Annotated in this window: 18 protein-coding genes; 11 read left to right on the forward strand and 7 right to left on the reverse strand. The window is 66.8% G+C overall.

All coding sequences use genetic code 11. From position 1 onward, the window contains the following. Nucleotides 1-230: 230 nt before the first annotated feature. The gene (locus FCE95_RS00190; protein ID WP_137265000.1) at nt 231-1,862 is read left to right on the forward strand and encodes a serine hydrolase domain-containing protein; all 1,632 of its coding nucleotides are present in this window, start codon (nt 231-233) and stop codon (nt 1,860-1,862) included. On the opposite strand, the gene FCE95_RS00195 is transcribed toward FCE95_RS00190, so the two are convergent. After that, nucleotides 1,859-2,326 carry a DUF4442 domain-containing protein gene (locus FCE95_RS00195; protein ID WP_137265001.1) on the reverse strand — a complete coding sequence of 156 codons (468 nt, stop codon included), beginning with the start codon at nt 2,324-2,326 and terminating at the stop codon, nt 1,859-1,861. The two genes, FCE95_RS00190 and FCE95_RS00195, sit on opposite strands and share 4 nt — an antisense overlap. A 95-nt stretch (nt 2,327-2,421) precedes the next feature. Continuing rightward, complete coding sequence (trxA, locus tag FCE95_RS00200; protein WP_137265002.1) at nt 2,422-3,297, reverse strand: thioredoxin; 876 nt, start codon at nt 3,295-3,297, stop codon at nt 2,422-2,424. Between the two features lie 169 nt (nt 3,298-3,466). On the opposite strand from trxA, the gene FCE95_RS00205 reads away from it, so the two are divergent. Beyond that, nucleotides 3,467-4,063 (forward strand): DUF998 domain-containing protein, encoded by a 597-nt coding sequence (locus FCE95_RS00205; RefSeq protein ID WP_137265003.1) that lies wholly within the window; start codon nt 3,467-3,469, stop codon nt 4,061-4,063. A 48-nt stretch (nt 4,064-4,111) separates the two neighbouring features. On the opposite strand, the gene FCE95_RS00210 is transcribed toward FCE95_RS00205, so the two are convergent. Next, nucleotides 4,112-5,398 carry a metal-dependent hydrolase family protein gene (locus FCE95_RS00210; protein WP_137265004.1) on the reverse strand — a complete coding sequence of 429 codons (1,287 nt, stop codon included), beginning with the start codon at nt 5,396-5,398 and terminating at the stop codon, nt 4,112-4,114. Between the two features lie 255 nt (nt 5,399-5,653). On the opposite strand from FCE95_RS00210, the gene leuS reads away from it, so the two are divergent. The 5 genes from leuS to rsfS all read left to right on the forward strand — a co-directional run bounded on the left by leuS (nt 5,654) and on the right by rsfS (nt 11,385). Further along, a complete protein-coding gene (leuS, locus tag FCE95_RS17450; RefSeq protein ID WP_425481286.1) occupies nt 5,654-8,398 on the forward strand; it encodes a leucine--tRNA ligase in 2,745 nt (914 codons plus the stop codon). Between the two features lie 101 nt (nt 8,399-8,499). Next, entirely contained in the window at nt 8,500-9,084 is a 585-nt protein-coding gene (locus tag FCE95_RS00220; RefSeq protein WP_137265006.1) for an LPS-assembly lipoprotein LptE, read from the forward strand. Next, nucleotides 9,084-10,118, forward strand: a complete 1,035-nt coding sequence (gene holA, locus FCE95_RS00225) for a DNA polymerase III subunit delta (protein ID WP_137265007.1) — start codon at nt 9,084-9,086, stop codon at nt 10,116-10,118. Before FCE95_RS00220 ends, holA begins: the two co-directional genes overlap by 1 nt. 145 nt (nt 10,119-10,263) lie before the next feature. After that, entirely contained in the window at nt 10,264-10,941 is a 678-nt protein-coding gene (nadD, locus tag FCE95_RS00230) for a nicotinate-nucleotide adenylyltransferase (protein ID WP_137265008.1), read from the forward strand. Nucleotides 10,942-10,971: 30 nt separating this feature from the next. Further along, nucleotides 10,972-11,385: a ribosome silencing factor gene (gene rsfS, locus FCE95_RS00235; protein WP_137265009.1), complete on the forward strand. Its 414-nt coding sequence runs from the start codon at nt 10,972-10,974 to the stop codon at nt 11,383-11,385. Between the two features lie 147 nt (nt 11,386-11,532). Here the strand turns inward: rsfS and FCE95_RS00240 are convergent, their stop codons facing one another. Next, entirely contained in the window at nt 11,533-13,083 is a 1,551-nt protein-coding gene (locus FCE95_RS00240; RefSeq protein WP_137265010.1) for an alkaline phosphatase PhoX, read from the reverse strand. A gap of 183 nt (nt 13,084-13,266) precedes the next feature. On the opposite strand from FCE95_RS00240, the gene rlmH reads away from it, so the two are divergent. Continuing rightward, entirely contained in the window at nt 13,267-13,737 is a 471-nt protein-coding gene (gene rlmH / locus FCE95_RS00245; RefSeq protein WP_137265011.1) for a 23S rRNA (pseudouridine(1915)-N(3))-methyltransferase RlmH, read from the forward strand. Between the two features lie 164 nt (nt 13,738-13,901). Here the strand turns inward: rlmH and FCE95_RS00250 are convergent, their stop codons facing one another. From FCE95_RS00250 to FCE95_RS00260, 3 genes are all read right to left on the reverse strand, one after another. Beyond that, a complete protein-coding gene (locus FCE95_RS00250) occupies nt 13,902-14,585 on the reverse strand; it encodes an energy transducer TonB (protein ID WP_137265012.1) in 684 nt (227 codons plus the stop codon). A 318-nt stretch (nt 14,586-14,903) separates the two neighbouring features. Then, the gene (locus tag FCE95_RS00255) at nt 14,904-15,092 is read right to left on the reverse strand and encodes a hypothetical protein (RefSeq protein WP_137265013.1); all 189 of its coding nucleotides are present in this window, start codon (nt 15,090-15,092) and stop codon (nt 14,904-14,906) included. After that, entirely contained in the window at nt 15,092-15,838 is a 747-nt protein-coding gene (locus tag FCE95_RS00260) for an SIMPL domain-containing protein (RefSeq protein ID WP_137265014.1), read from the reverse strand. The genes FCE95_RS00255 and FCE95_RS00260 overlap by 1 nt, the downstream gene beginning before the upstream one ends. 110 nt (nt 15,839-15,948) lie before the next feature. On the opposite strand from FCE95_RS00260, the gene FCE95_RS00265 reads away from it, so the two are divergent. From FCE95_RS00265 to FCE95_RS00275, 3 genes are all read left to right on the forward strand, one after another. After that, on the forward strand, nt 15,949-16,545 hold the full coding sequence (locus tag FCE95_RS00265) for a Maf family protein (protein ID WP_137265015.1): 597 nt from the start codon (nt 15,949-15,951) through the stop codon (nt 16,543-16,545). A gap of 88 nt (nt 16,546-16,633) precedes the next feature. Beyond that, nucleotides 16,634-18,217, forward strand: coding sequence for an Rne/Rng family ribonuclease (locus FCE95_RS00270; protein ID WP_137265016.1), 1,584 nt, complete (start codon nt 16,634-16,636; stop codon nt 18,215-18,217). Nucleotides 18,218-18,232: 15 nt separating this feature from the next. Then, the gene (locus tag FCE95_RS00275; RefSeq protein ID WP_137265017.1) at nt 18,233-22,066 is read left to right on the forward strand and encodes a YhdP family protein; all 3,834 of its coding nucleotides are present in this window, start codon (nt 18,233-18,235) and stop codon (nt 22,064-22,066) included. Nucleotides 22,067-22,102 lie beyond the last annotated feature (36 nt).

Here is a 22,102-nt window from a genome sequence, read left to right on the forward strand (position 1 = left end):
CGCCCGCAAGCCGTGTCTTGGCGACCGTTCGGGGTCCTCAATAGCGCCGTACATGGCCCGCGACGGTCGTTTTGGGCGGAGCGCAGACGGGCTCGGTTCAACCTTTGTGACCGATTGCGCATCTGTGCTTGGGAGCGCCGGACCGGGGTCCGGCGTTCGCGCGGCTGTTCACATTGTTCAGGTTCGGCGCGAGCGGAAGGCAATGGTGCAGGTCCAACCAGGCGGGAATCATGACGAAGGCAAATCGCATCATCGCATTCCTCTCGCTGTTTGCGGCCGGCGCCTGCGCCGCGCAGGAGCCCGCGACGGCGGCGAAGATCGCGGCGATCTTCGCGAACGCCGATAGCGGCGATGCGCCCGGCTATGCCGTCGCAGTCGCCCTGGATGGGAAGGTGGTCTTCGAAAAGACTTACGGTCTGGCCAGCGTGGAATACGGCGCGCCGTTCACGCCGTCGACGCCGTTCAACACCGCATCGCTGTCCAAGCAGTTCGCCGGCCTGGCCGTATCGATCCTGGTGCAGCAGGGCAAGGTCGGATTGGACGACGACATCCGCAAATACTTGCCCGAGTTGCCGCAGTACGCGGAAGGCAAGGTCACCGTGCGGCAGTTGCTGCACCACACCAGCGGCATCCGCGACTGCTACGCAGTGCTGGTCGCCGCCGGATGGCGTTGGGACGACGCCTTCACCGCCGACGATTGCATGCGCACCGCAATCGCGCAGAAAGGGTTGGCCTTCGCGCCCGGCACGCGCTACGCCTACAGCAACACCGAATACCGGTTGCTGCAGGCGATCGTCGCCGCGGCGGGCGGCCAGCCGTTTCCGCAATGGACGAAGGAGAACATCTTTCGCCCGATCGGGATGGATTCGACGTATTTCGTCGACGACTATTCCAAGATCGTCCGGAACGCGGCGATGCCTTATTCGCGCGGAGGCGGCGTCTTTCGCCGCGATCTGCAGCAGGACAGCGGCGTGTACATGTTGTCCACGCTGCGCGATCTGACTCGCTGGGCGATCCATTTCGACCGCAGGCTCGCCGCGAAGGATCCCGTATACCTGCGGATGACCGAACCCGGAGCGCTGGCCGACGGCGGGAAAGTGCCTTACGGCTTCGGCCTGATGCTGGACAAGGATCGCGGCCTGGACATCGTCTTCCACACCGGCGCCTGGGGCGGTTATCGCGCCAATATCCGCCTGTATCCCGCGCGGCATCTTTCGGTGGTCGCATTGAACAATGCCGGCGACAACGACATGAATCCCAAGAAAGTGCCGCAGGTGGCCGCGCTGTTCCTCGGCGAGGGAGCAGGGCCGCCGGGCAAGGCCGCCTCGCTGCGGGACGTTCCGACGGTGAAGCCCGCGCCGGCGCTTTTGCGCGGTTATGCGGGCCTTTATCGCTGGAAAGACGATGCGATCGTGATCAGCGTCGAGGGCGATCGGCTGATGTCGCAATACCTGGGCGAAGAAAAGGTGCCCGCCGAGGCGAAATCCGATACCGAGTTCTGGGTGCCGGCCTACCGTGCGCCGATTTATTTTTCGAAGAAGAACGGCGCGCCTGTGCTCGTGTTCCGGTCGGGCGAAGGCGAACAGGTCGAGCCGTTCGTGCCCGGCGCGCTGGAAGCGTATGCCGGCACCTATTACAACGACGACCTGGCCGCGCAGTACCGGGTGGAAGCGAAGGACGGCAAATTGTCCATGCGCCACTTCCGCCGCGGCGATGCGGTGCTGACGCCGCATCCGGCCTATTCCGATAGGTTCACCGGGGACATGGGAACCGTCCAGTTCGTCGAGGACGGCGGCGAGGTCGTCGGTTTCGATTTCGTGGGCGAAAACCTGGGCAGGCTGCGTTTCGCCAAGAAGCGCTAAGCGTCGTCGCCGGCCTGCGATTCGCGCTTGCGCCGCACGTAGATTTGCTTGCGCACGCGGGCGACGGTTTCGCCTTGCGCGTCGGTTACGGCGACTTCGAACCAGCGCAGGACTTTGTCGCCGTTCGCGGCGGCCGCGCGCATTTCGTCCAGCGCGGCTTCCTGCAGCGAGAACGCCGCGGCGACGGTGCCGCGGCCGGGCTTCACGAATTCGATCTCGCCGGCCTTGTCCCAAACCCTATAGCCGCGCCCCAGGCTTTCCTTGACCATGATCATCCAGAAAGGATCGGTCATCGCGAACAGGCTGCCGCCGAAATGGGTGCCGACGTAATTGCGGTTCCAAGGACGCATGCGCAACTCGACGCGGGCATGGCGCCAGTCGGCGGAGAATTCGACGACGCGGATGCCGGAGAAGAGGAAGGGCGGCCACAGGTTGAGGATGCTGCGCAAGGTGCTGGCTTTCAAACAGCGTCTCCGTTTTCCACGATATCAGTTCCGTAGAGTCGAGCAGGCTCGACTCTACAAGCGCGATCGGCGGACTCCGGCCCTTCTCGTTGCAGTCACACCAAAAGTAGCGACGACATCTTGCGGCGGTAACGGCCGACCAGGTCCTCGTCGTCGATCACCCGGAACGCATCGATCAAGCTCTTTTTCGCCAACCCGTCCTCGTAAGCGCGGTCGCGCCGCAGCATTTCCAGGAATTGCTCCAACGCCGCTTCCGACTGTCCGCCGACCAAGCGGTGCACGCCCAGCAGGTGCCGCGCGCGCAAGTCGCCGGGATCGGCCGCCACCGCCGCTTCCAGGACCTCGGGCACCGGCGCATTCTGCAGCAGGCCGGCGAAACCGAGCCGGGCGCGCGCTTTCACCGCGCGGTCGTCGGTGGAGAGGTTGGCCGGCAACGCATCGAGCAATTGTTCGGCTTCGTGCGCGGCGCCGGTCTGCAGCAATGCGAGCGCCAGATCCAGCTTGTGCTCGGCTTTGTCGGGCTCGGCCTCGATCGCCTTGCGCAGCCGCATCGTTTCGGCGTGCGGATCGACCGGGGCCGCGGGCGCGGCGTCGGCGATTTCGTCGTTCGCCGGCACCGGTTCGACGCCGTGGTGCTTCAGGAACTCGCGCACCTGGCCTTCCGGCAGCGCGCCTTGGAAAGCGTCGACCAGCTGCCCGCCCTGGACCAGGAATACGGTCGGGATCGAGCGGATTTGGAAAGCCGCGGCGATCTGCTGCTCGCGTTCGGTGTCGACCTTCGCCAGGACGAAGCCGCCGTTGTACTCGCCCGCCAGCTTTTCCAGGATCGGCCCCAAGGTCTTGCACGGCCCGCACCAATCGGCCCAGAAATCGACCAGGACCGGGGTTTGCAGCGATTTCTGCAGGACCTCGGCTTCGAAACGCTCGGTGGTGACGTCGAAAACGTGCGGCTTGTCGATGGCTGCGGACATGGGGAATCCCGGAATTCGTTCAGCGGGAGATTGTGCCAGTCCCGCGCGAATCCAAGATGATGCCGAAAGGATTTGACATCGCGGCCGCCTAAGCTTTTGATTGCAAAATGTATTTTCAGGCGAGGCCGATGGCGTTCGATATCGCAGGCGCATTCCATCCGGGGCCGGCATGAGCCGCTCCGCTTCGCGCGCAGGCCTGTTGGCGGGCGCGGCGTTCGCCGCCAGCGCTTTCTTCTTTTCGCTCGGCCTCGAAGGCTATTCGCACCGCGTGCATCCGCTCGGCTTGCTCGGCGCGCAGGGCATACCGCATGCGGTGGCGTTCGACATCGTCGGCTTCCTGATCCCGGGCTTGCTCGCGGCTTGGGTGTGCCGGCGGCTGCGCGAACGCGTCGATGCCGGCGGGTGGATGGCGCGGATCGGTGCGTGGATGGCGTTGCTGTCTTGCCTGGCTTTCGCGGCGCAGGGCTTGTTCCGTTTGGATCCCGAGCATCTCGAATCGACCGCGAGCCGGCTGCACGGCGTCGCTTGGATGCTGTGGTGGCTGGCCTTCGTGCCCGGGGCCGCTTTGCTGGCGATCGGCCTGCGCTCGTTGCCGAAGTGGCGCGGATTGTCCGCCGCCAGCGCGCTCGCGGCGCTCGGCGTGCTCGCATTCGCGATGGTCGTAACCGAGTGGATGCCCGCCGCGATCGCGCATCGCATTGCGTTTGTTCTGTGGTTCGCGTGGCTGGTTTGGGCGGGTTACGCGCAATCCCGAGAATCCGCTTGACGCTCGACTCTACGGGTTCGCTTTTTGGACTCGGCCTTAATCGCGAGGCTACGGAGTCGGGCGCTTGTAGACCACGCCGTCCTTCATCACGAAGTCGACCTTCATGACGTTGCCGATGTCGGCCACCGGATCGCCGGGCAGGGCGATGATGTCGGCGCGCTTGCCGGCCTCGACGACGCCCTGGTCGTCCACGCCCAGCACTTCGGCCGCGCGGATCGTCGCGGCCTGCAACGCGTAGGCCGCGGGCATGCCGGCTTCGGTCATGTAGACGAATTCGCGGGCGTTGTCGCCGTGCGGGCCGACGCCCATGTCGGTGCCGAAAGCGATCTTGACGCCGGCTTTGTAGGCGTTGCCCGCGGTCCGCTGGATCTGCGCGCCGATGCGTTGCGCTTTCGGCCGCACGATTTCCGGGAAATAGCCGTCGATCTTGGCTTTGTCCGCGACGAAGCGGCCGGCGTAGATCGTCGGCACGTACCAAGTGCCCTTTTGCTTCATCAAGGACATGATCTCGTCGGTCATCATCGTGCCGTGTTCGATGCTGGTGACGCCGCCGAGCACCGCGCGCTTCATGCCCTCGGCGCCGTGCGCGTGCGCGGCGACCTTGTAGCCGTAGTCCTTGGCGGTATCGACGATGGCCTTGACTTCCTCCACCGTGAATTGCGGCGCATCGCCCGATTTCGCATAGGACAGCACGCCGCCGGTGGCGGTGATCTTGATCACGTCGCTGCCGTCCTTGTAGCGCTGGCGCACGGCCTGGCGCGCGTCTTCGACCGAATTGATCACGCCCTCGGTCGGACCGGGCGGGCCGAGCAAGTGCGACAGCTCGGAGTTGTAGCCGTTGGTGGGATCGGCGTGGCCGCCGGTGGTGGCGATCGATTTGCCGGCGGCGAAGATGCGCGGCCCGCGCACCAGGCCCTGGTTGATAGCGTCGCGCAGATGCGGCGCCACTTCGCCGCCCAGGTCGCGGACGCTGGTGAAGCCGGCCAGCAGCGTCTTCTCCGCGTAACCGACGCTGCGGAAGGCGAAATCGACGTCGTCCAGGCGGAAGCCTTCCGAATAGCTCTGCGGACTGGACTGGGAACCCAAATGGACGTGCAGGTCGGTCCAGCCGGGCAAGCAGGTGTGGCCGGCGAGGACGATGGAGTCCGTGCCCTCGGCCAGCTTGGCGCGGCCGGGGATCACTTCGGCGACCTTGCCGTCGCGGACCAGCACGGTGTGCTCGCCCAGCACTTTGCCGCTGCGGCTGTCGAACAGGCGCTCGCAATGCAGCGCGGTGTCGGCGGCCTGGGCGGGCAGGACGGCCAAGGAGATCAAGATGGCGGCGGTGGTTTTCATGCGCCGAGCGTAGCCGGGACGCTCCAGTTTCGGTAGTTCGGGCGTAGGGCGGGCCTTGGCCCACCATTGCCATCCGGCCGTCGCGACGAACGTATCGTCGAAATGGTCGCGCGTGCGGGCTCCGCTCATTGTTCGTCGTGGACCGGATATGGCGATGGTGGGCCGAGGCCCACCCTACGGTTGGCGCCTTTTGTGCGCTGCGGTAGGCTTGCCGGTCCTGTCCAGCCGATGTTTCCCGTGTCGAACGCGCCCGCCCTGCCAGACTCCGCCCCCGAGCCGGCCTACCAGCCCGCCGCCGTCGAATCCGCCGCCCAGGCTTACTGGGCCCGGACCGGGGCGTTCGAAGCCAAGGAAAACGATCCGCGGCCGAAGTTCTATTGCCTGTCGATGCTGCCGTATCCGTCCGGCGCGCTGCACATGGGCCACGTGCGCAACTACACCATCGGCGACGTGATCAGCCGCTACCAGCGCATGACCGGCAAGAACGTGCTGCAGCCGATGGGCTGGGACGCGTTCGGCTTGCCCGCCGAGAACGCCGCGATCAAGAACAAGACCGCGCCGGCGAAATGGACCTACGCCAACATCGAACACATGCGCGCCCAGTTGCAGACGATGGGCTACGCGATCGACTGGACCCGCGAGTTCGCCACTTGCACGCCGGAGTACTACGTCCACGAGCAGCGCATGTTCGTGCGGCTGATGAAGAAGGGCCTGGCCTACCGCAAGAACAGCGTGGTCAATTGGGATCCGGTCGACCAGACCGTGCTGGCCAACGAGCAGGTAATCGACGGTCGCGGCTGGCGCAGCGGCGCGGTGGTGGAGAAGCGCGAAATCCCGCAGTGGTTCCTGAAGATCACCGACTACGCGCAGGAGCTGCTGGACGGCTTGGATGCATTGCCGGGTTGGCCGGATTCGGTCAAGACCATGCAGCGCAACTGGATCGGCCGCAGCGAGGGTTTGGAACTCTCGTTCGACGTCGAAGACAGCGAGGACAAGCTGGCCGTATTCACCACGCGCCCCGACACGCTGATGGGCGTCACCTTCCTTTCGATCGCCGCCGAGCATCCGTTAGCGCAGCATGCGGCGCATAGCGACCCCGATTTGGCCGCGTTCATCGCCGAGTTGCGCAAGGGCGGCGTATCCGAAGCCGAGCTGGAGACGCAAACCAAGCGCGGCATGGACACCGGTTTGCGCGCGATCCATCCGATTACCGGCGAAAAGCTGCCGATCTACGTCGCCAATTTCGTGCTGATGGGCTACGGCACCGGCGCGGTGATGGCGGTGCCGGGCCACGATCAGCGCGATTGGGAATTCGCCCAAACCTATCAGCTGCCGATCAAGATGGTGATCGTGCCCGACGAAGTGCGCGACGCGCTGGCGGAAATCTCCAGCCACGTGGCCAACCACGACGACCCGATGCGCGCCGCGCTGGGCGAAAGCGGCGCGATCGACGTCTACGACACCGGCGCGGCGGTGCAGGTGGTGGAGGAGTTCCAGCGCCGGATCGCCGAAGAAAGCGCCTGGACCGAGCGCGGCTGGCTGGTGAATTCCGGCGAGTTCGACGGCATGGATTATCAGCAGTCGTTCGACGCCCTGGCCGCGCGTTTCGAGGCCGAAGGCCGCGGCGTGCGTCGCGTCAACTATCGTCTGCGCGATTGGGGCGTTTCGCGGCAGCGCTATTGGGGCTGCCCGATCCCGGTGATCTACTGCCCGAATTGCGACGCGGTGCCGGTGCCGGAAGACCAGTTGCCGGTCGTGCTGCCGGAAGACGTGGCCGATGCCTTCGCCAAAGGCGCGGTGCAGTCGCCGATCAAGGCCGATCCGGAATGGCGCAAGACGACCTGCCCGCAATGCGGCGCGGCGGCCGAGCGCGAGACCGATACCTTCGACACCTTCATGGAGTCCAGCTGGTACTACGCCCGCTACACCTCGCCGGGCGCGGCCGACATGATCGACGGCCGCGCGCGATATTGGCTGCCGGTGGACCAGTACATCGGCGGCATCGAGCACGCGATCCTGCACCTGATGTATTTCCGCTTCTACCATAAGCTGCTGCGCGACGCCGGCATGGTGGACAGCGACGAACCGGCGCGGAACCTGCTGTGCCAGGGCATGGTGATCGCCGAAACCTTCTATCGCGACGACGGCAAAGGCGGCAAGGATTGGGTCAATCCGGCCGACGTCGAAATCGAACGCGACGAGCGCGGCCGCATCGTCGGCGCGCACGCCAAGGCCGACGGTTCGCCGTTGTCGATCGGCGGCAGCGAGAAGATGTCCAAGTCCAAGAACAACGGCGTCGATCCGCAGTTGATGGTCGACAAGTACGGCGCCGACACCGTGCGCCTGTTCTCGATGTTCGCCGCGCCGCCGGACCAGTCGCTGGAGTGGAACGAAGCGGGCGTGGAAGGCATGGCGCGCTTCCTGCGCCGGCTGTGGAACCAGATCGAGCGGCACGCCGCCGATGGCGCGGCGCCGGCTTTGGATGCGGCCGCGCTGACCGCCGCGCAGAAAACGCTGCGGCGGCAGCTGCACGAGGCGATCCAGAAGGTCGGCGACGACTACGGCCGCCGCCACAGCTTCAATACCGCGATCGCGGCGGTGATGGAGCTGCTGAACCACGTCTCCAAGTTCGACGACGCCAGCCCGAACGGGCGCGCGCTGCGCCAGCAGGCGTTCGAGGCGATGGCGCTGATGCTCAATCCGATCACCCCGCACGCCAGCCATGCGCTGTGGCAGAAGCTGGGCCATGCCGAAACGCTGCTGGAGAACGTGCCGTTCCCGCAGGCGGATGCTTCGGCGATGGCGCGCGATGCGCTGACGCTGGCGGTGCAGGTGAACGGCAAGCTTCGCGGCACGATAGAAATTGCCGTCGACGCGCCGCGCGAGACGATCGAAGCCCTCGCTCTGGCCGAGAGCAACGTCGCCAAGTTCCTGGAAGGGCAGACGGTGCGCAAGGTCATCATCGTGCCGGGCAAGGTGGTCAACATCGTCGCGGCCTGACGCGGCCCGGCCAAGGCCGGTCCGCGTTCGCCTGAAGCGATCCTCAGCGGCCTTCCCATGCGCTATTGATGCCCGGGTCGGCCTCGTCCAGACTGGCGGGCATGATTCGACCCTTCCATGCCGTTTCGGCCGCCGTTCTGGCCATCGTCCTGTCCGGCTGCGGTTTCCACCTACGCAACGCCGTGACGCTGCCCGCGGACCTGGGCCCGGTGCGCGTGGTGTCGTCGGACCCGTACAGCCCGCTGAACGAGTCCCTGGCGCAGGCGTTGGCGCGGATCGGCGCCACGCCCGCGACCGAGAGCGCTACCGAGGCGGCGACGCTGGAAATCATTTCGGAAAAATGGGGCAGCCGCCCGATCAGCATCGACGAGCTCGGCCGCGCCCAGGAATTCTCGCTGCGCTACGCCGTCGTGTTCGGCCTGCGCGCGGCCGATGGCCGGGACGTGGTGCCGCAGCAGACGATCGAACTGTCGCGCGATTACGTGTCTTCGCCGGTCAATCCCACCGGCGCCGAGGGCGAACAGGAATTGCTGGCCAAGGAAATGCGCCGCGAAATGGTCGCCAGCATCCTGCGCCGGATCGACGCGACCGAGCGCGCCACCGATCCGCCGGCGCGGCAATCGCCGGACTCGCCCGCGTCGCAGCCCGACACGTCGCCGCTGCCGGGCCAAACGTCCAACCCCTGATGGAACTGACGCCGGAACGGCTGGCAGCGCAGCTCGCAGCCGAGCCGCTGCGGCCGGCTTATCTGATCGCCGGCCCCGAGCCGCTGCGCGTGCTGGAAGCCGCCGACGCGCTGCGCCAGCAAGCGCGCGCGCAAGGCTACGCCGAGCGCGAAGTGTTCGAAGCCGAAGGCAACCAGCGCGAACCCGATTGGGACGCGTTGTACGCCAGCCTGTCCGCGCCGGGCCTATTCAGCGCGCGCCGCCTGATCGAACTGCGCCTGCCCACCGGCAAGCCCGGCAAGCAGGGCGCCGAACTCATTTCCGATTTCTGCGCCGATCCGGCGCCCGACGTGTCGCTCGCCGTCGTCGCCGGCGAATGGAGCAAAGCGCATGCGGGCAAGTGGAGCGAGGCGATCGGCCGCATCGGCCACATCGTCGTCGCTTGGGCGATCAAGCCGCACGAGATGCCGGATTGGATCGAACGCCGCTTGCGCGCGCGCGGCCTGCGCGCCGACCGCGGGGCGGTGCAGAGCCTGAGCGAGCGCGTCGAAGGCAATCTGCTGGCTGCCGCGCAGGAAATCGACAAATTGGCTTTGCTCAGCGACGGCCAGCCGATCGACGCCGCGCGCATGGAAGCCTTGGTCGCCGATGCGGCGCGCTACGACGTGTTCCGCCTGGTCGACGCGGCCATGAACGGCCAGCCCGCGCAGGTCTCGCGCATGCTCGCCGGTTTGCGCGCCGAGGGCGAAGCCGTTCCCGGCTTGCTCGGCATGGTGGTGATGGAATTGCAGCGCGCCGCGGCTTTGGCGCGCGTGCAGGAGCGCGGCGGCAATCTCGCCGCCGAATTCAAGGCGCAGCGGATTTGGGAATCCAAGCAGGCGCTGTACCGGCGCGCGCTGCAACGGCACGCCGCGCCGCGCTGGGAACGTTTCGTGGCCGGCGCAGGACGCGTCGACCGGATCGCGAAGGGCCGCGCTGCGGGCGACGCCTGGCAAGCGTTGGAGCGCCTGCTGCTGGCCGTGGCCGAACCGCGCGCATCGGCATTGCTGGCGTGACCGACGTTGACGCTCTGGCTGTTCCGCCCCCTTTGAAAAAGGGGGATCGAGGGGGATTTGCTTTTGCCGTTGGCAACATCAAAAGCAAATCCCCCGTAGCCCCCTTTTTCAAAGGGGGCAACAGCAAAAAGTGGACGTTTGCCGCATGACTGGGCACACCCTGCTACGGGTGCTCTACGGCGGCACCTTCGATCCGGTGCACAACGGCCACCTTGCCGTCGCGCGGCATGCGCGCGATGCGTTGCGCGCGGAAGTGCATCTGATGCCGGCGGCCGATCCTCCGCATAAGGGCCCGACCCATGCCGATGCCGAGCAACGAGCGGAAATGCTCGCGCTGGCGATCGGCGAAGAGCCGGGCCTGAGCGTCGACTTGCGCGAACTGCGCCGCAACGGCCCGTCCTACACCATCGACACCTTGCGCGGACTGCGCGAAGAGATCGGCGCCGCCGCGCCGCTCGCCCTGCTGGTCGGCGCCGACAGCTTCCTGGCGCTGCCGACCTGGAGGGCCTGGCGCGAATTGTTCGATTACGCCCATTTCGTCGTCGCCGAACGGCCCGGCAACGGCATCGCGCGCGATCTGCCCGAGGCATTGGCGCAAGTCGCCGAAGGCCGCTGGGCCGATTCCGGCGTGGAGTTGGGGCGCCTGGCCGCGGGGCGGATCCTGTTGCTGGAACAACCCCTGCATCCGGAATCGGCGAGCGAAATCCGGCGCCGCATCCGGGCGGGGGAACCCTGGCGCGACCAAGTGCCGCCGCCGGTGGCGGCCTATATCGCCGATCACGGCTTGTACGGCGCGCGAACCGTCACATCCGGTCCGCTATAATCCCTGCGTAATTCCCGGAGCCGATAGACCTTGACCAGCCCCGCGCAAGTCATCAAGACCCGCCTGCCCAACCCGCCGCCGCCCGTACCTGTCCTGTTGCGACAGGTCCATTCCGCCCTCGAAGAAATCAAGGCCCGCGACACGGTCGAGATCGACGTGCGCGGCAAGACCAGCGTCTGCGATTTCATGATCGTCACCTCGGGCACGTCCACCCGCCACGTCAAGTCGATCGCCGACGAAGTCGTGCGTTACGCCAAGAAGCTCGATCTGCAGCCTTTGGGCGTCGAAGGCGAGCAGGAGGCCGAGTGGGTGCTCGTCGACCTCGGCGACGTGATCGTGCACGTCATGCTGCCGCGCGTGCGCGAGTTCTACGCGCTGGAGCGGTTGTGGACGGTAGGCGACCAGCCGCCGGAAACCGAGACCGAGTCCGAAGACCGCCTTTGATTTTGCTTGGCTTTGTAGAGCGGGGCTTGCTCCGCTGCTCTTGCCTTGGATGTTAGCGACATCGGGGAAAAACAGCGGAGCAAGCCCGCTCTACAAAGAAACCAGAGCCAAGAAACGGCGCCTTTCGGCGCCGTTTCTTCGTTTGCGTCACAGCGGCCCGCGCTGCCAAGGACCGGTGATCGCCACCGTGATGCCCGGCGTCTGGATGTTGACGAACAGGGTGCGGCCGAACGGATCCCAGCACGCGCCGCAGAACTCGCTTTCGCGGTAATCGCCTTCGGGGATGTTCTTGTCCGCGTTGGCGATCTGCGCGGCGGTGAGCTGGGTGTTGTTCTTGCACAACCAGAACGATTCGCCCTGCCGGGTCAGGCCGACCAGGCGCGTGCCCGGGCCATATTCGTCGGGGCTGCCGGACGGCGCCGCGTCCGGGTCTTCGCACAGCACCACACCGCCGCGCGGGCTGACGGTGAGGTTGTCCGGATTGTGCGCGGCCAATTGCTGGCCGCTGACGAACAACGCGCGCAAGCGCTGGCTTTGCAGATCCAGCACCCACACCGCGCCGAAACCCCGGCCTTTGCGGCCGTCGGCGCCGACGCCGCAACTGGTGTCGACGATGAACATCTTGCCGTAGCTGTACCAGATGCCTTCGCCGCGGCTCATGCGCAATCCGCCTTCGGCCCAGCCTTGCGCGAACGGTCCGCTCAAGGTGTCGTTGGCGCCGATGTCGGGGAAGCCCCTGGGCGCGGGCAGGTTGTCCAGGTCCGGATCGGGGATGTCGATCCACTCCAGTTTGTATTCGGCGCCGATCGAAGCCGTGGTCAGGTCGACGTTGGCTTGGCCGCGCACGCGCGCCATCTGCAGCCGGCCGCCGTTCTGCAGCGAACCGTAGCGGCCGCGGGAATCGTTGGGGATGTAGCGATAGAAACCGGCCTTGTTGCGGTCGTCTTCGGTCATGTAGACGATGCCGGTGCGCGGATCGATCGCCACGGCTTCGTGGCTGAAGCGGCCCAGCGAAACCAACGGCTGGCCGCTGGTGCGTTCGGCTTCCGGATGCACTTCGAACACGTAACCGTGCTTGCGGCCCGCGCTGGAGACGGCATTGGTCTTGATCTCTTCGCAGGTCAGCCAGGTGCCCCACGGCGTCGGACCACCGGCGCAATTGACCAGGGTGCCGCCCAGGCTCGGTTCGAGGCTTTGCCAGCCGCGCGCGCCGTAGCCGAGGGTGGTGGTGCCGCCGCCCGGACGCGCGTCGCCGCCGATGTCGCCGGTGTCGTACATGCCGGGCGCCTGGATCGGAGTCGCGGCGCCGCGCTCGTGGTTGCGGATCAGCACCAGCTCGGTGCCGTGGTGGCGATCGTCCTTGCGGCCGCCGTGACGGGCGCGGCGGAAGCCGACCACGGCCATGCCGTCGTGGCGGTCCGGGCAGAGTTGGCCGTCGTCCATCGCATCGCCGCTCCAACCGAAGGAGCGGTAGCTGAAACCGCGCGGCAGCTGCAGCAGCGGCAGGCCGGTGGTGCGGTCGGCGACCGGAGCCAGCGGGCCGTAGGGGCTGGGAATGGGCGAGGCACGGGTCGGGTCGCCGGCGGCGGCGAGCGCCTGGCGCGTGTACAGCGCGCCCAGGCTGCCCATCGCGCCCATGGCCATGGCGGCGGCGCTGCCCTTCAGTACCTGGCGGCGGGAGTGATCGAACGGTTGCATTGGCGACTCCAGCTAGCGGGGGAGTCTGGACCTTAGGCAAGCGCGGTAACCGCCAGATGACATTCCGGTTGCGGTCGACGTAAATGGGAACGCGGCCGCGGCCGGATGCGTATTGCGCGGTCGTTACGAAACGCCTTCGGCGTTTCCCGGGTGCGCTGCGCTTACCCGGGCTACGATGTCGGCATGAAAGCGAAATTGATCGCGGTCGGCGAACGCGCGCCGGCCTGGGTGGCGCAGGGCTTCGCCGAATACCAGAAACGTTTGTCGCACTGGCTGCCGTTCGAACTGGTCGAAATCGAGCCCGGCCTGCGCGGCAAGGGGCGCGACGCGGCGCGGGCGATGCAGGACGAGGGCGGACGCGTGCTCGCCGCCTTGCCGAAGAACGCGTACGTGGTCGCATTGGACGGACGCGGCAAGCCGCATTCGTCCGAACAGCTGGCGCAGCGATTGGAGCATTGGCGCGGCTTGGGCCGCGATCCGGCTTTCCTGATCGGCGGCCCGGAAGGCCACGCGCCGGAAGTGCTCGCGCGCGCCGACGAAACTTGGTCTTTGGGTCCGCTGACCTTGCCGCACATGCTGGTGCGGTTGCTGGTGGCCGAGCAGCTGTATCGCGCCGCCGCGCTGTTGGCCAATCACCCCTACCACCGCGCCTGAGCTTTTTTGCTTTGTAGAGCGGAGCTTGCTCCGCTGCTCTTGCTCCATTGTGGGAGAGCTCGCGGCTAAAGCCGCTCCCACAAGAATCAAACCGAAGCAGCGGAGCAAGCTCCGCTCTACGAAGAAAAAAGCGGACGGATTTCCTGTCCGTCCGCCGCTTCGCTTCAATTCAAGGTGAAGTTGATCGGCACCATGCCGATGGCCTGGATCGCGTGTCCGTCCTTCATCGCCGGCTGGAAGCGCCAATGCTTCAGCACATGGGCGCGCGCGGCCGCATCCAAGTCGCGATGGCCGCTGCTCTGCGCGATTTCCACCGCTATCGGCCGGCCATCGAGATCGACGGTGATCTGCAGCATCACCATGCCCTCGCGATGCTGGGTTTGCGCGGCGCGCGGGTAGGGGGGCGGCGGAGCGTTGAGGTAAGCCAATTGCACCGGCGAGGGGGCGGGGGGCTCGATATTCCCCGTGGGGACCGGGTCGGCGATGGCCACGGCGACATCGGGTACGAAATCGTCCGTGGGCCGTTGAGTGACGATGGGCGTCTCGACGGCGTTATTGAGAACCGGCTTGGACGCAACGGGCTTGGGATCGGCCTTCGCGGTCGGTTCCTCTTTCTTCGTATCCACGATCACCGGTTTCGGCTCGATCGGCACCAATTTGATGGTGGGTTCGGGCTCGTCCACGACCGGCGCCGGCGGCATGGCCACTGGTGCGAGCAATACCAGCAGCGCCACCGCATGCAGCGCCAATGCCGTACTCGTCACGGCGATGCGTAATGGATTGGGCGAGTTGCCGGTGTCGTCTTCTGCGAACGAAAAACGGAAGCCGCGGTGCTGCGATAGGACCATGACCCACCTCCTGAGGTTGTTGCGCCTAACCTCGGAACGCGCCGGCCGCGGAAGTGGGGTTGAACAGCCAACCGTCCCCGAACCGGTGCGCCGCTCTTGCGCTTTCAAAATTGCGCCGGCCGGGCGTGGACGTCAAGCGACGACAACGATGCCGGAAAGATCTAATCGATCCAGCGCGTTCGTTTCAAAAGAAACGGATCAGGGATCCTCAGCGCGCATGCGTTTGTAAGAGCGGCTTTAGCCGCGAGCTCTTCCATCGAGCCGCAGCCATGCGGGAAGAGCTCGCGGCTAAAGCCGCTCCTACAAGAAGCGATCGATTCAGCGCCCGGCGCCGCCGTCTTCCTCAGGATCCCGCTGCAGATCGCTCTCGTCCGGCTGAGCAGGCCGCGGCGCCGGCTTGGGTTTGTGCGCATCCGCGCGATCGCGAGGATGCGGTTCCGCATAGCCCGGGTTGCGCCCGGGCTTGGGATCGGGCGCCGATGGCGCCGATTTGTCGTGGCCGGCCATCAGCGGCCCAGTTCGAACACCACGTCCAAAGTGATCGACAGCGCGGTCTCGCCCGGCGATATCGAGGTATCGCCCGCATAGGCTTCCTTGCTGCGGGCGGCCATCATCGTGATCGGCCGCGGGAAACCGCCGCCGGCGTTCTCGCTGATGCTCACGACCCGGCGCACCTTCAGGCCCATGGTCTTGGCGTACATGTCGGCGCGGGCCTGCGCCTTTTCGAGCGCGGCGCGGCGGGCTTCGTCGTAGGCCTCGTCGGGCTTGTCGACCTCGAAGCTCGGGCCGTTGACCTGGTTGGCGCCCTGGGCGACCAGGGTGTCCAGCACCTTGCCCAGCTTGCCGATGTCGCGGACTTTCAGGCTGACCGTGTTGTTGGCCTGGTAGCCGGTGATCTGCGGCGGCTGGTTCTCGGCGTACTTGTACTGCGGATTGATGCTGATCCCGCTGGTCTGGACGTCGCGCTCGGCGATGCCGGCGGCCTTGATCGCCGCGACCACCTTGGCCATCTGCTCGGCGTTCTGGCGCATGGCCGCGTTGGCGTCGGCGGCCTGGGTGACCACGCCGGTGGAAATGGTGGCCACGTCGGGCACGCGCTTGGATTCGGCCTGGGCCGAAACCGAGAGCAGGGTGCCGTCGGCGGGAATGGCGTAGCCGCCGGGGGCGGCAGTCTGGGCGCAAGCGGAGGTCATCAGGAAGCTCGTGGCAAGGGCGGTGGCAAGCAGCAGCGGTCGCAAACCGGTGAGGCGCATGTAGATCTCCTTGGAATGTGTGACAGGGTCTTCGGATAGCGGTGAACGGCCCGTGAGCCGGATCGGGGTCGGACGGGGCCGGTTTCGGGGCCGCAGGTTATCCTTTCTTCATGTTGTATCTGGCCTCGAAATCCCCCCGCCGTTCCGAACTGCTCGCCCGCCTGGGCTTGGATTTCGGCCTATTGGACATCGACGTTCCCGAGCAGCGCGCTCCCGGCGAGCCCGCCGAGGACTACGTGCGCCGCGTCGCTCGCGAGAAAGCGGGCGCCGGATTGCTGCAGGTGGTCGGCGTCGCCGGCGCGGCCGTGCTGGGCGGCGACACCGAAGTCGTGCTCGACGACGACGTGTTCGGCAAACCGCGCGACGAGGCCGACGCGGCGGCGATGCTGCGCCGCTTGTCCGGCCGCACGCACCGGGTGATCTCGGCCTTGTCGCTGGTGTCGGCTTCGCGCGAAGCGCAGGCCGTTTCGTTGTCGGAAGTGACTTTCGCCGAATTGCCGGAAGCCGAGCTGGCGGCTTACCTGGCCAGCGGCGAGTGGCGCGACCGCGCCGGCGCCTACGCCATCCAGGGGCGCGCGCACGCCTTCATCTCGCATTTGTCGGGCAGCTATTCCGGAGTGATGGGATTGCCGCTGTTCGAAGCATCGCGGCTTTTGAAGGAATTCGGGATCAAAGCCAAGAACTTGGACACGGATCGGATCGGATGAGCACGGATAAAACCCCTTTGATTTTTTTATCCGCTTTTTTCGGATCTGATCCGCGTCTAAAAGTTTTGGCCTTCACAGGGGCTGCGATATGACCGAAGAGATCCTGGTCAACGTAACGCCCCGCGAAACCCGCGTCGCCGTCGTCGAAAACGGCATGCTGCAGGAGCTGCACATCGAACGCGGCTGGCGCCGCGGCGTGGTGGGCAACATCTACAAAGGCCGCGTGCAGCGGGTGATGCCCGGCATGCAGGCCGCTTTCATCGAAATCGGACTGGACCGCGCCGCGTTCCTGCACGCCAACGACATCGTCCGCCCCGCGATGGAGCAGGGCGAGAACGGCGACGAAGCGCCGCTGCCGCCCACGCCGACCCGGCCGATCACCGAACTGGTGCGCGAAGGCCAGGACGTGATCGTGCAGGTAGTGAAGGACCCGATCGGCAGCAAAGGCGCGCGCTTGACCACCCAGTTGAGCATTCCATCCCGCTATCTGGTGTTGTTGCCGCAATCGCGCGTGGTCGGCGTGTCGGCGCGGATCGAGGACGAGGCCGAGCGCTTGCGGTTGAAATCGCTGGTGTCCGAATTGGCGGGCATCGCGCGCCCAGCGGACATCGTCGCCGCGGCCTTGGAGAACGCCGGCGCGGTCGCGCCCGAACCGCCGCCGGAGCCTCTGCGGGCGCCGGCCAAGCGCGGCGGCGAACACGGCTACATCGTCCGCACCAATGCCGAAGGCCAGCCCGCCGAAGCCTTGGCCGAAGACGTCGCCTATCTGAGCCGCGCTTGGGCTTTGGTCGAACAACGCTCGCGCGACGCGCGGGTCGGTTCGCCGGTCTACGAGGACTTGAGCTTGCCGCTGCGCGCGGTGCGCGACCTGATGCGGCGCGACGTGGAGAAGGTGAAGGTCGACTCGCGCGAAACCTGCGAGAAACTGCGCGATTTCGCCGCCCAATACATGCCGGGCCTGGCCGAGAAGATCGAGCATTACGCCGGCGCGCGGCCGATCTTCGATCTGTACGGGGTCGAGGACGAAATCCAGCACGCGCTGGAAAAAGAAGTGCCGCTCAAGTCCGGCGGCTACTTGGTCATCGACCAGACCGAAGCGATGACCACGGTCGACGTGAATACCGGATCCTTCCTCGGTCAACGCAATCTGGAGGAGACCGTTTACAGGACCAACCTGGAAGCGGCGCAGGCCGTGGCCAGGCAATTGCGGCTGCGCAACCTGGGCGGGATCATCATCATCGACTTCATCGACATGGTCGACGCCGAACACCGACGCCAGGTGCTGCGCACGCTCGAGAAGTCGTTGGTGAAGGACCACGCCAAGACCACGGTCTACGACTTCTCGCCGCTCGGCCTGGTCGAGATGACCCGCAAACGCACTGTCGAGAGCCTGGAACGGCAATTGTGCGAGCCCTGCCACGAATGCGGCGGCCGCGGCATGTTGAAGACCGCCGAGACGGTAACCTACGAAATCTTCCGCGAAATCACCCGCGCCGTGCGCCAGTTCGAAGCCGCGCGCCTGCTGGTGATCGCATCGCCGAAAGTGGTGGCGCGGATCACCGACGAGGAATCGGCGGCGGTGGCGGAGTTGGAGGAATTCCTGGGCAAGTCGATCCGCTTCCAGCCCGACGAGCAGTATCTGCAGGAGCAGTTCGATGTGGTCCTGCTCTGATCGGATCGCCGGCTGATGCCGACGCCCTGGCGCCATCGCCTTCGCCTGTTCCGCCGCGGCGCGTGGTACGCGCTTGCCGCAGTGCTGGTGCTGATGGCGCTGGTGGCCGGCGTCACCAGCCAATTGCTGCCGCTGGCCGAGCGCCATCCCGAAAAAATCGCCGCCTGGCTCAGCGAACGCGCGCAACGCAAAGTCGCTTTCGACCACGTCGAAACCGCATGGACCCGCCGCGGCCCTCTGCTGCGTTTGGACGGCTTGCGCATCGGCGACGGCGCGGATGCGGTGCCGGTCGGCGAAGCGGAAATCCTGGTCGCGCAATACGCCGGCTTGCTGCCGGGACGCTCGTTCACCGAATTGCGCTTGCGCGGTTTGGAACTGGCTCTGCAGCGCAGCGACGACGGTCGTTGGTCGGTGCGCGGCCTGCCGGGACAGGAACGCGCGGGCGGCGATCCGCTCGGCGCGCTGGAAAACCTTGGCGAAGTGCAGGTGATCGGGGCCAAGCTCGCTTTGACCGCGCCTTCGCTGGGCATCGATGCGCGCTTGCCCAAGGTCGATGTGCGTTTGCGCGTCGATGGCGACCGCGTCCGCGCCGGCGTGCGCGCTTGGGCGCGAGCGGACAGCGGCCAAGGCGCGGCGCCGGTCGATGCGGTGATCGATTTCGACCGCAAGCGCGGCGACGGCCGCGCCTATTTCGCGGCCAGGCGCGCCGATCTTTCCGTCTGGTCGCCGCTGCTGCGCTATGCGGGCATAACGGCCGACGCCGGCCGGGGCCGCGCCGAAGCCTGGGCGCAACTCGATGGCCACCGCGTCGTGCAAGTGACGGTCGACGCCGCGTTGACCGGTTTCGCGCTGCGCGGGCTCGCGGCCGCCGATCCGAAAGGCGCGCGCGTGAGCTTCGATCGCTTCGAAATGCGCGGACGCTGGCAAGCGGCTTCCGGCGGTTGGCGCTTCGATGCGCCGCGCTTGCGGATCGGCAACGGCAAGACCGATCAGACGCTCGACGGCCTGCTCGTGGCGGGCGGACGCCGTTACGCGCTGGTGGCCGACCGCATCGCGCTGGCGCCGCTGCTGCCGGTCGCGGCGTTGAGCGATCGCCTAGAACCCGGTTTGCGCCGCTGGATGGCCTCGGCCAAACCGACGGCGTCGTTGGAGAACGTCGAAGTCGCGGGCAATGCGGGCGGGCCGATGCGCGCCAAAGCGCGGATCGTGAACTTGGGCTTCGCGCCCGTCGGCCATGCGCCGGGATTGAGCGGCTTGTCCGGCGATCTGATCGGCGATGCCGACGGTTTCGCGATGACGCTCGACCCGGCATCGCCTTTCGTCTTCGACTGGCCCAGCGGTTTCGGCGTGCCGCATCCGGCCAGCTTGCACGGCACCGTCGCCGGTTGGCGCGAAGGCGCGGGCTGGCGCGTCGGCACCAGCGCGCTGTACGCGAAAGGCACGGATTTCGGCGCGCACGTACGCGGCGGCCTATGGTTCCAGAACGACGGCACGCGGCCGTGGATCGATCTGGCCGCGGATCTGGACGACACCACCGTGGGCGCAGCGAAAGGTTTCTGGGTGAAGTACCAGATGTCGCCGGCGACGGTGCGCTGGCTGGACACCGCGCTGGTGGCCGGCCATGTGCGCAACGGCCATGCCGTCGCTTCCGGCGACTTGGACGATTGGCCCTTCCGCGACGACAACGGTTTGTTCCAGGCCGACGCCGAGCTGGACGGCGCGACCGTGAAATTCCAGTCGGAGTGGCCGGCCGCTGAAGCGCTCGACGGCAAGGTCAGCTTCGTCGCCGACGGCTTCACCGTCGACGGCAAAGCGAGCATTGCCGGCGTCGGCATCCAGAAGCTGCATGCCGGCATACCGCGCTTCGGCGAGGCCGAACTCGCGGTGCGCGCCGAGGGCGCGGGCGACGCGGCCAAGCTGCTCGGGTTGCTGCGGCAGAGCCCGCTGCGCAAGGAGCATGGCGAAACTTTCGCCAATATCGAAGCCAGCGGCCCGGCCAAGCTGACGTTCGACATGTCGCTGCCGCTGCGCGCTTCGTCCGGCGCGAAGCAGCGGATCGACGGCACAGTCGATCTGGCCGGCGCGAAGCTGTCGGAAAAGCGCTGGCAATTGGCTTTCGCCGACGTGCGCGGCCATGCGCGCTACAACCAGAACGGTTTCGAAGCCGACAAGCTCGACGTGGTCCACGACGGCCAGCCGGGCAAGCTGTCGCTGCGCGCGGGCGGCTATGCGCGCGATGCGCGCCAGGCCTTCGAAGCCGATCTGCAATCCCTCGTGTCGAGCGACGCCTTGCTCGACCGTTCGGAACAACTGGCTTGGTTGAAACCCTACCTGGAAGGCCGTTCGCAATGGACGGTGGCGGTGGCCATTCCGCGTACCGCGCCGGGCAAGACCGCGGCGCCGAGCCGATTGCAACTGCGTTCCAACCTGGTCGGTACCGCTTTGAAGCTGCCCGCGCCGCTCAGCAAGCCGGCCAGCGTGCCTTTGGCGGCGACCATCAATGCCGCATTGCCCTTGGGCAGCGGCGAGGTGCAAGTCGCGCTGGGCAACCTGCTCGCGTTGCGCTCGCGCAGCGTGGGCGACCGCACCGGCGTCAGGATCGCGCTCGGCGCGAGCAACGTCGCCGAGGCGCCGCCCGCGTCCGGCCTGGCGGTGAGCGGACGCGCGAACACGCTCGATGCGCTCGAATGGCTATCGTTGGCCGGGGGCGGCGGTTCGGGCGAGGGCCTCAAGCTGCAGCAGGCCGACGTCAGCGCCAACCGTATGCTGTTGTTCGGTTCCGCGTTCGCCAATACGCGATTGCAGGTGACGCCGACGGCTTCCGGCAGCCGCATCCGCATCGACGGCCCGTCGCTGGCGGGCACCGTGCTGGCGCCGTCGGCCGACAGCGCGCCGCTCAGCGGCAATTTCGAACGCGTCTATTTCAAATTTGCCAAACCGGCCGCCGGAGCGGCGCCCGCGACGGCGGCGCAAGCGCCGAAGACGGCGGACATCGATCCGGCCAAAGTGCCGCCGCTCACTTTCGACATCGCCGACCTGCGCATCAACGACGGCCCGTTCGGCAACGCCAAGCTGCGCACCCGGCCGGTCGCGAACGGCATGCGCATCGAACAACTGCAGACGCGCGGCGCGAAGCAGAGCATCGACATCGAAGGCGATTGGCTCGGACGCGGTGCCGCGGCGCGTACGCGGTTGGGGATCGCGATCGACAGCCAAGATGTGGGCGCGCTGCTGGCCGGCGCCGGATTCGGCAAGCAAGTCGACGGCGGCAAGGGCAAGATCCGCTTCGATGCGAATTGGCCGGGCGCGCCTTCGGCGTTCAAACTGGATGCGTTGCAGGGCAAGTTGAGCCTGTCGGCCACCGACGGCCGCTTGCTGGAAATCGAGCCCGGCGCCGGACGCGTGCTCGGTCTGCTCAGCCTCACTCAGTTGCCGCGCCGGCTGATGCTGGATTTCCGAGATTTCTTCTCCAAGGGCTTCGCCTTCAACGAGATCGCCGGCAACATAGAATTCGCTTCGGGCCAGGCGCGCAGCGACGATCTGGCCATCGAAGGTCCGGCCGCGGAGATCCGCATCCGCGGCAGCGCGGATCTTCGCGCGCAGCAGTTCGACCAGACTATCGAAGTGCTGCCGCGCGCCGGCAATCTGCTGACCGTCGCCGGCGCGCTGGCCGGCGGCCCTGTGGGCGCGGCTATCGGCGCGGCCGCGAACGCGGTGCTGAAGAAGCCGCTGGGGCAGGTGGCGGCCAAGACCTATCGCGTCACCGGGCCCTGGAAAGAGCCGAAAGTCGAGGTGATCGGCCGCGAGCAGGGCCGCGTTTCGCGCTCGCAGGCGGCTCCGGCCGGTTGATTCGGCGGGCTCGGAGCCGCATCTTGCCTAATGTTG

This window comes from Luteimonas gilva, assembly GCF_005239095.1.
Lineage (GTDB): Bacteria > Pseudomonadota > Gammaproteobacteria > Xanthomonadales > Xanthomonadaceae > Luteimonas_C > Luteimonas_C gilva.

Excerpts from the sequence above, each read along its gene's own strand:
- FCE95_RS00190 (WP_137265000.1), top strand. The coding sequence starts at position 231 with ATGACGAAGGCAAATCGCATCATCGCATTCCTCTCGCTGTTTGCGGCC.
- trxA (WP_137265002.1), bottom strand. The coding sequence starts at position 3,297 with ATGTCCGCAGCCATCGACAAGCCGCACGTTTTCGACGTCACCACCGAG.
- FCE95_RS00205 (WP_137265003.1), top strand. The coding sequence starts at position 3,467 with ATGAGCCGCTCCGCTTCGCGCGCAGGCCTGTTGGCGGGCGCGGCGTTC.
- FCE95_RS00210 (WP_137265004.1), bottom strand. The coding sequence starts at position 5,398 with ATGAAAACCACCGCCGCCATCTTGATCTCCTTGGCCGTCCTGCCCGCC.
- FCE95_RS00220 (WP_137265006.1), top strand. The coding sequence starts at position 8,500 with ATGATTCGACCCTTCCATGCCGTTTCGGCCGCCGTTCTGGCCATCGTC.
- holA (WP_137265007.1), top strand. The coding sequence starts at position 9,084 with ATGGAACTGACGCCGGAACGGCTGGCAGCGCAGCTCGCAGCCGAGCCG.
- nadD (WP_137265008.1), top strand. The coding sequence starts at position 10,264 with ATGACTGGGCACACCCTGCTACGGGTGCTCTACGGCGGCACCTTCGAT.
- FCE95_RS00240 (WP_137265010.1), bottom strand. The coding sequence starts at position 13,083 with ATGCAACCGTTCGATCACTCCCGCCGCCAGGTACTGAAGGGCAGCGCC.
- rlmH (WP_137265011.1), top strand. The coding sequence starts at position 13,267 with ATGAAAGCGAAATTGATCGCGGTCGGCGAACGCGCGCCGGCCTGGGTG.
- FCE95_RS00250 (WP_137265012.1), bottom strand. The coding sequence starts at position 14,585 with ATGGTCCTATCGCAGCACCGCGGCTTCCGTTTTTCGTTCGCAGAAGAC.
- FCE95_RS00255 (WP_137265013.1), bottom strand. The coding sequence starts at position 15,092 with ATGGCCGGCCACGACAAATCGGCGCCATCGGCGCCCGATCCCAAGCCC.
- FCE95_RS00260 (WP_137265014.1), bottom strand. The coding sequence starts at position 15,838 with ATGCGCCTCACCGGTTTGCGACCGCTGCTGCTTGCCACCGCCCTTGCC.
- FCE95_RS00265 (WP_137265015.1), top strand. The coding sequence starts at position 15,949 with ATGTTGTATCTGGCCTCGAAATCCCCCCGCCGTTCCGAACTGCTCGCC.
- FCE95_RS00270 (WP_137265016.1), top strand. The coding sequence starts at position 16,634 with ATGACCGAAGAGATCCTGGTCAACGTAACGCCCCGCGAAACCCGCGTC.
- FCE95_RS00275 (WP_137265017.1), top strand. The coding sequence starts at position 18,233 with ATGCCGACGCCCTGGCGCCATCGCCTTCGCCTGTTCCGCCGCGGCGCG.